The following is a 6,000-nucleotide window of genomic DNA, read 5'->3' on the forward strand; positions in this document are numbered from 1 at the left end:
GCTTTTATTTTTTATAACACTATAAAAAATATTTAGGAGGATTTATATGGGAAAATACAATGTAGCTGTTGTGGGAGCAACAGGAGTTGTAGGACAAAAAATGATTGAAGTACTTGAAGAGAGCAATATTAATGTTGATAATTTTTATCCAATGGCTTCAAGTAGATCGGCAGGGAAAAAAGTAAAATTTAACAAAAAAGAATATACGGTTGAAGAGCTTAATGAACATTCTTTTGACAAGGATATTGATTTTGCACTATTTTCAGCCGGAGGCGGAACAAGTTTAAAATATGCTCCTATTGCAGCAAAAAATAATGTTGTTGTAATAGATAATTCTTCCGCATGGAGAATGGATAAAAATGTTCCGTTGGTGGTACCGGAAGTTAATCCAAAAGACGCATTAGAAAACAAAGGAATTATAGCGAATCCAAACTGTTCAACAATACAGGCTATGGTTGTTTTAAAACCTCTTCATGACGCATATAAAATAAAAAGAGTAATCTACTCTACATACCAAGCAGTTGCGGGATCCGGGGTAAAAGGAATCAAAGATCTTGAGGAAGGTGTAAAAGGCGGGAAAAATGAATTTTATCCGGTACAAATAGCATACAATTGTCTTCCTCATATAGATGAATTCACAGAAGACGGTTATACAAAAGAAGAACTGAAAATGGTAAACGAAACACATAAAATTCTTGGAGACTACGATGTAAAAGTTACTGCAACAACAGTAAGAGTACCTGTTTTCGTAGGACACAGCGAAAGCATAAATCTTGAATTTGAAAAACCTTTTGACGTTAATGAAGCAAGAGAAATTTTAAGAAAAGCGCCAGGAGTAATAGTAAAAGACGATATTTCTGTTCCGGAATATCCTACCGTCCTTGATGCTGCCGGCGGTGATGAAGTATATGTGGGAAGAATAAGAAGAGATTTTTCAGTTGAAAACGGAATGAATTTATGGTGTGTAGGTGACAACATCAGAAAAGGTGCAGCTTCAAATACTGTACAAATTGCTGAGTACTTAATTAAAGAAAATTTCTTTGGAAAGGAAAATAATTAATATGTCTATTTTTAAAGGTGTAAGTACAGCTTTGGTTACTCCCTTTGACGAAAATAACAAAGTAAACTACAGCGTACTTGAAGAACTTATAAATTCACAAATAGAAAACGGAATTAACGGACTTGTAATTTGCGGAACAACAGGAGAATCTCCTACAGTTACAGATGAAGAAAAAGACGAAATATTCAGAGTTTCAAACGAAGTAATAAACGGCAGAGTTCCTTTTATAGCGGGAACAGGAACAAATAATACAGACCATGTATTACACTTAACGGAAATAGCTGCCAAAAGAGGTGCCGATGCTGTTTTAATAAACAACCCTTACTATAATAAATCAAGTGATGAAGGCATTTACAAAAGCTATGAATACATAAGCGACAGAGTTGATGTTCCAATCATTGTTTACAATGTACCTTCAAGAACGGGGAAAAATATTTCTGCCTCACTTGCAATAGAACTTACAAAGATAAAAAACGTAAAAGCTTTCAAAGAAGCAAGCGGAGATTTATCTCAAGTTGCAAGAATAATGAAAGATTTACCCGAAGATATCGAATTATATTCAGGTAACGACGATCAAATAATGCCGGTATTATCTCTTGGAGGAGACGGTGTTATTTCAACCTGTTCAAACATTATTCCAAAACAATGCATTGAATTGACAGATGCATTCTTTAACGGAGATATCAAAACTGCAATTCAAAGACAGCTCGATATTCTTCCAATGTGTGATGCACTATTTTGCGAATGCAATCCGATTCCCGTAAAAACAGCAATGAAAATTATGGGCTTAAACACCGGGGATATGAGATTACCTCTTGCGGAACTTACAGGAAGCAAAAGAGAATTTTTAGAAAAAACATTAAAAGAATATTCATTAATTTAAGAGGAATAATATGATAAAGGTAATGATAAGCGGCTTTAACGGAGCCATGGGACAAAATGTTAAAAACATAGTAGAAAGCTATGAAGATATGCAAGTCGTATGCGGATTTGACAAAAACAAAAAAGGAAATGAAGAATATCCTGTATACGACGATTTTTCACAAATCAATGAAGATATAGATGTTGTAATCGACTTTTCTCATTTCACCCTTGTAGATAAATTAATAGACTTTTGCGTAGATAAAAAAACAGCTCTTGTTTGCGCAACAACAGGTCTTGATGAAAAAACGAATAAACACTTGGATGAAGCAAGCAAAAAAATCCCGGTATTTAAAACAGGAAATTTTTCTTACGGAATAAGCGTTGTAAGCAAGATGTTAGAACTTGGAGCTAAGATGCTATGTGAAGATTTTGATACAGAAATCATAGAAAAACATCACAACAGAAAAGTTGATGCACCTAGCGGTACAGCGTACATGCTTGCAGATGTCGTAAAAGAAAACTCACCAAAAGAGCTTGAATACAAATATTCAAGATACGGTAACGACGTAAAAAGAGAGAAAAAAGATTTAACAATACATGCCGTAAGAGGAGGTACAATCGTCGGAGAGCATGAAGTAATCTTTGCAGGAGAAGACGAAATAATAGAAGTTAAACATACAGCCCTTTCTAGAAAAGTATTTGCCGTAGGTGCGGTAAAAGCAGGAAGATACATATTTAACAAAGAAAATGGATATTTCCAAATGAATGATATAATTTAAGGAGAAAATAATGGATAACAATAAATTAAAAGAACAATTTGACTTAACAAACCCTTACGAAATAGCTAAATATATAAAAGCTGCAAAAAAAAGCACTCCTATTAAACTTTATGTAAAAGGAGACTTGGTTGAAAGTATGCTTTCTGATTTAGAATACTACGGAACACAAGGCTCTTATATAGTATTTGGAGAAAAAGAGGAAATCTACAGCTTCGTAGAAAAAAATAAAGACAGAATTACAAATTACAGAATGGAATATGACAGAAGAAACTCTGCAATCCCTATGATGGATACAAACGAAGTCGAAGCAAGAATAGAACCGGGAGCAAACATAAGAGAAGGTGTTCAAATAGGTAAAAATGCCGTTATCATGATGGGCGCAACAATAAATATCGGAGCGGTAATCGGAGAAGAATCAATGATCGATATGAATGCGGTACTGGGAGCAAGAGCAACTGTAGGGAAAAGAAGTCATATCGGAGCAGGCTCTGTATTGGCAGGTGTTTTAGAGCCACCTTCAGCAACTCCTGTAATTGTAGGCGATGACTGTATGATCGGAGGAAACGTTGTTATATTAGAAGGCGTTCAAATCGGAAACGGGAGCGTTGTTGCCGCAGGAAGCGTTGTAACAGAAAACGTACCTGAAGGTGTTGTAGTGGCAGGTGCACCTGCAAAAATCATTAAAAACAAAGACGATAAAACAGAAGAAAAAACAGAACTTTTAGATGACCTAAGAGGTTAATTAAGTATAAATATAAAAAGACGGAAATATATTCCGTCTTTTTTATTGTTTATTTTATAAAAATATCCACTTTAATAAACATATATACCGTGTATACTTACTAATTATATATTTATAAATTAATACATCTACTAAGAATAAATAAAAAGACCACATAAATGTGGTCTTTAAAATAATAATTAAATTATTTAAGTTCGATTTGTCCGCCAACTTCTTCGATTTTAGCTTTAATTTCTTCAGCTTCTTCTTTGCTAGCGCCTTCTTTGATAGCTTTTGGAGCATTATCAACGATATCTTTAGCTTCTTTAAGAGCTAAACCTGTTACTTCTCTAACAGCTTTTACAACTTTAAGTTTTGCATCACCTGCTGAAGCTAAAATTACATCAAATTCTGTTTGTTCAGCAGCACCGCCTGCAGCACCAGCATCTCCTGCTACAACAACTTGTGCAGCTGCAGCACTAACACCAAATTCTTCTTCTAAAGCACTAACTAATTCAGATAGTTCTAAAACTGACATTGATTTTACTTCTTCAATAATTTTATCAAATTTTTCACTCATTTTAATTTTCTCCTGTTTAATTTTTTAATTTCTTTTAACTAACCGACACTAAGCACTTGCTTGTTCGTCTTCTTCCATTTTTTCTTTGATAGCATTGATAACACATGCAAAGTTTGAAATTGGAGCTTGTAAGCTTCCAAGCATTTTTGCAAGTAATGCTTCTCTTGATGGTAATGTCGCAATTTTTTGAAGTTCGTCTAAAGTTGCTACGTTACCTTCTATAACCCCACCTTTAATTGTCAAACATTCCAAAGCATTATCTTTGGCAAATTCACTGACAACTTTTGCAGGAGCCACAACATCTTCATTACAAAAAGCGATTGCTGTACTTCCTTTTAATACATCAACAAGTCCTTCAAAACCACATTCTTTTGCTGCAAATCTAAGGAATGTATTTTTGTAAATTTTATAATCTACGTTTAATTCTCTTGCTTTTGCTCTAAATGCAGTATCTTGTTCTACATTGATACCTTTATAGTCGACTAAAACGAAAGCTTGTGCACTATTCATTTTTTCAACTATTTCAGCAACTATCGCCTTTTTGCCTTCTAAAATAGTTTCTGATGACACGATACTTCCTCCTATTCATAAAAAATACTCTTTCCGCATGTTAAGAAAGAGTATTTGATAACTCCACTTCTTAACCTCGGCAGGATATTTATGGATTATATCCCCCTGCTGTCTGCGGTATATATTAAAAGGATTAACCTTTTAACTATCGTGAATAATACAATATTTTATTTTAAGCTATAATATTATACAATATTAATTAAAATTTTGCAACAGAAAGTTTAATTCCAGGTGACATTGTACTTGTTAAAGTAACACTTCTGAAATATTGTCCTTTTGCTGCAGCAGGTTTTGCTTTTTTAACAGCATCTATTAAAACATTTAAGTTTTCTTCTATTTGTTGTTCACTGAAGCTCGCTTTTGCAATAGCAACGTGAATAATATTTGATTTATCAAGTCTGTATTCAACTTTACCTGCTTTGATTTCGTTAACAGCTTTTTCAACATCAAATGTTACGGTTCCAGATTTTGGGTTAGGCATTAAACCTTTAGGTCCAAGAACTCTACCTAATCTACCAACAACACCCATCATATCAGGTGTAGCAACAACCGCGTCAAATTCGAACCAGCCTTCTTTTTGAATTTTATCTAAGTACTCTTCTGCTCCAACATAATCAGCACCTGCAGCTTTAGCTTCTTCTGCTTTTTCTCCTTTTGCAAACACTAAAACTCTAACTGTTTTTCCTGTTCCGTGAGGAAGAACAATAGCACCACGAACTTGTTGGTCAGCATGTCTTGAGTCAACACCAAGTTTAACATGAAGTTCAATAGTTTCATCAAATTTAGCTGTTGCCATTTTTTTGATTAAAGCTACAGCTTCATTTACGTCATATGCTTTACCTTGTTCAATCATTTCTTTTTTTGCAAGATAATTTTTACCTTTTTTCATTATATATATATCCTCCTGTGTGGTTACATTTAAATCATTTATTTATCTCTCCCACAAAATACGAGATAAATAATCAGTCATTATTCTTCTACAGTAATACCCATACTTCTTGCTGTTCCTTCAATCATGCTCATAGCAGTATCGATGTTTGCAGCATTTAAGTCTGGCATTTTCATTTCAGCAATCTCTTTAATTTGCTCTTTTGTAATTTTGCCTACTTTGTTTTTGTTAGGCTCTCCACTTGCCTTTTGTAAATTAATAGCTCTTTTGATTAAAACTGGAGCCGGTGGAGTTTTTGTAATAAATGTATAAGAACGATCTTGATATACACTGATTACAACCGGAATTATAAGTCCAGCTTGAGATTCTGTTTTTGCGTTAAATGCCTTACAAAAATCCATGATATTTACACCGTGTTGACCAAGAGCTGGACCAACAGGTGGAGCCGGTGTAGCTTTTCCGGCAGGAATTTGTAATTTTATCATTCCAACAATTTTCTTTGCCATTTTCTATTCTCCTAATACTTCTTTTAAATTA

8 protein-coding genes and 1 other annotated feature are annotated in these 6,000 nt (G+C 34.0%); of the genes, 4 read left to right on the plus strand and 4 right to left on the minus strand.

Features of this window, described 5'->3' with window-relative positions:
• Nucleotides 1–46 precede the first annotated feature (46 nt).
• Genes QZ357_RS08265 through dapD form a run of 4 tightly spaced genes read left to right on the plus strand, consistent with a single transcriptional unit; the run spans nucleotide 47 to nucleotide 3,445 of the window.
• Nucleotides 47–1,060 carry an aspartate-semialdehyde dehydrogenase gene (locus QZ357_RS08265; RefSeq protein WP_290776127.1) on the plus strand — a complete coding sequence of 338 codons (1,014 nt, stop codon included), beginning with the start codon at nucleotides 47–49 and terminating at the stop codon, nucleotides 1,058–1,060.
• A 1-nt stretch (nucleotide 1,061) separates the two neighbouring features.
• Complete coding sequence (gene dapA / locus QZ357_RS08270; RefSeq protein ID WP_290776128.1) at nucleotides 1,062–1,943, plus strand: 4-hydroxy-tetrahydrodipicolinate synthase; 882 nt, start codon at nucleotides 1,062–1,064, stop codon at nucleotides 1,941–1,943.
• A 10-nt stretch (nucleotides 1,944–1,953) separates the two neighbouring features.
• The gene (dapB, locus tag QZ357_RS08275) at nucleotides 1,954–2,703 is read left to right on the plus strand and encodes a 4-hydroxy-tetrahydrodipicolinate reductase (protein WP_290776129.1); all 750 of its coding nucleotides are present in this window, start codon (nucleotides 1,954–1,956) and stop codon (nucleotides 2,701–2,703) included.
• A gap of 10 nt (nucleotides 2,704–2,713) precedes the next feature.
• Nucleotides 2,714–3,445: a 2,3,4,5-tetrahydropyridine-2,6-dicarboxylate N-acetyltransferase gene (gene dapD, locus QZ357_RS08280; RefSeq protein ID WP_290776130.1), complete on the plus strand. Its 732-nt coding sequence runs from the start codon at nucleotides 2,714–2,716 to the stop codon at nucleotides 3,443–3,445.
• Between the two features lie 184 nt (nucleotides 3,446–3,629).
• On the opposite strand, the gene rplL is transcribed toward dapD, so the two are convergent.
• The 4 genes from rplL to rplK form a co-directional block, all read right to left on the minus strand.
• The gene (rplL, locus tag QZ357_RS08285) at nucleotides 3,630–4,004 is read right to left on the minus strand and encodes a 50S ribosomal protein L7/L12 (RefSeq protein WP_290776131.1); all 375 of its coding nucleotides are present in this window, start codon (nucleotides 4,002–4,004) and stop codon (nucleotides 3,630–3,632) included.
• Between the two features lie 48 nt (nucleotides 4,005–4,052).
• Nucleotides 4,053–4,574, minus strand: a complete 522-nt coding sequence (gene rplJ, locus QZ357_RS08290; protein WP_290776132.1) for a 50S ribosomal protein L10 — start codon at nucleotides 4,572–4,574, stop codon at nucleotides 4,053–4,055.
• 11 nt (nucleotides 4,575–4,585) lie between these two features.
• Nucleotides 4,586–4,710: a sequence feature (ribosomal protein L10 leader region), on the minus strand.
• A 63-nt stretch (nucleotides 4,711–4,773) separates the two neighbouring features.
• The gene (rplA, locus tag QZ357_RS08295; protein WP_290776133.1) at nucleotides 4,774–5,463 is read right to left on the minus strand and encodes a 50S ribosomal protein L1; all 690 of its coding nucleotides are present in this window, start codon (nucleotides 5,461–5,463) and stop codon (nucleotides 4,774–4,776) included.
• Nucleotides 5,464–5,543: 80 nt separating this feature from the next.
• A complete protein-coding gene (gene rplK, locus QZ357_RS08300) occupies nucleotides 5,544–5,969 on the minus strand; it encodes a 50S ribosomal protein L11 (protein WP_290776134.1) in 426 nt (141 codons plus the stop codon).
• Nucleotides 5,970–6,000 lie beyond the last annotated feature (31 nt).

The organism is Anaerofustis sp. (genome assembly GCF_019420015.1).
In the GTDB taxonomy this organism is placed as follows: domain Bacteria; phylum Bacillota; class Clostridia; order Eubacteriales; family Anaerofustaceae; genus Anaerofustis.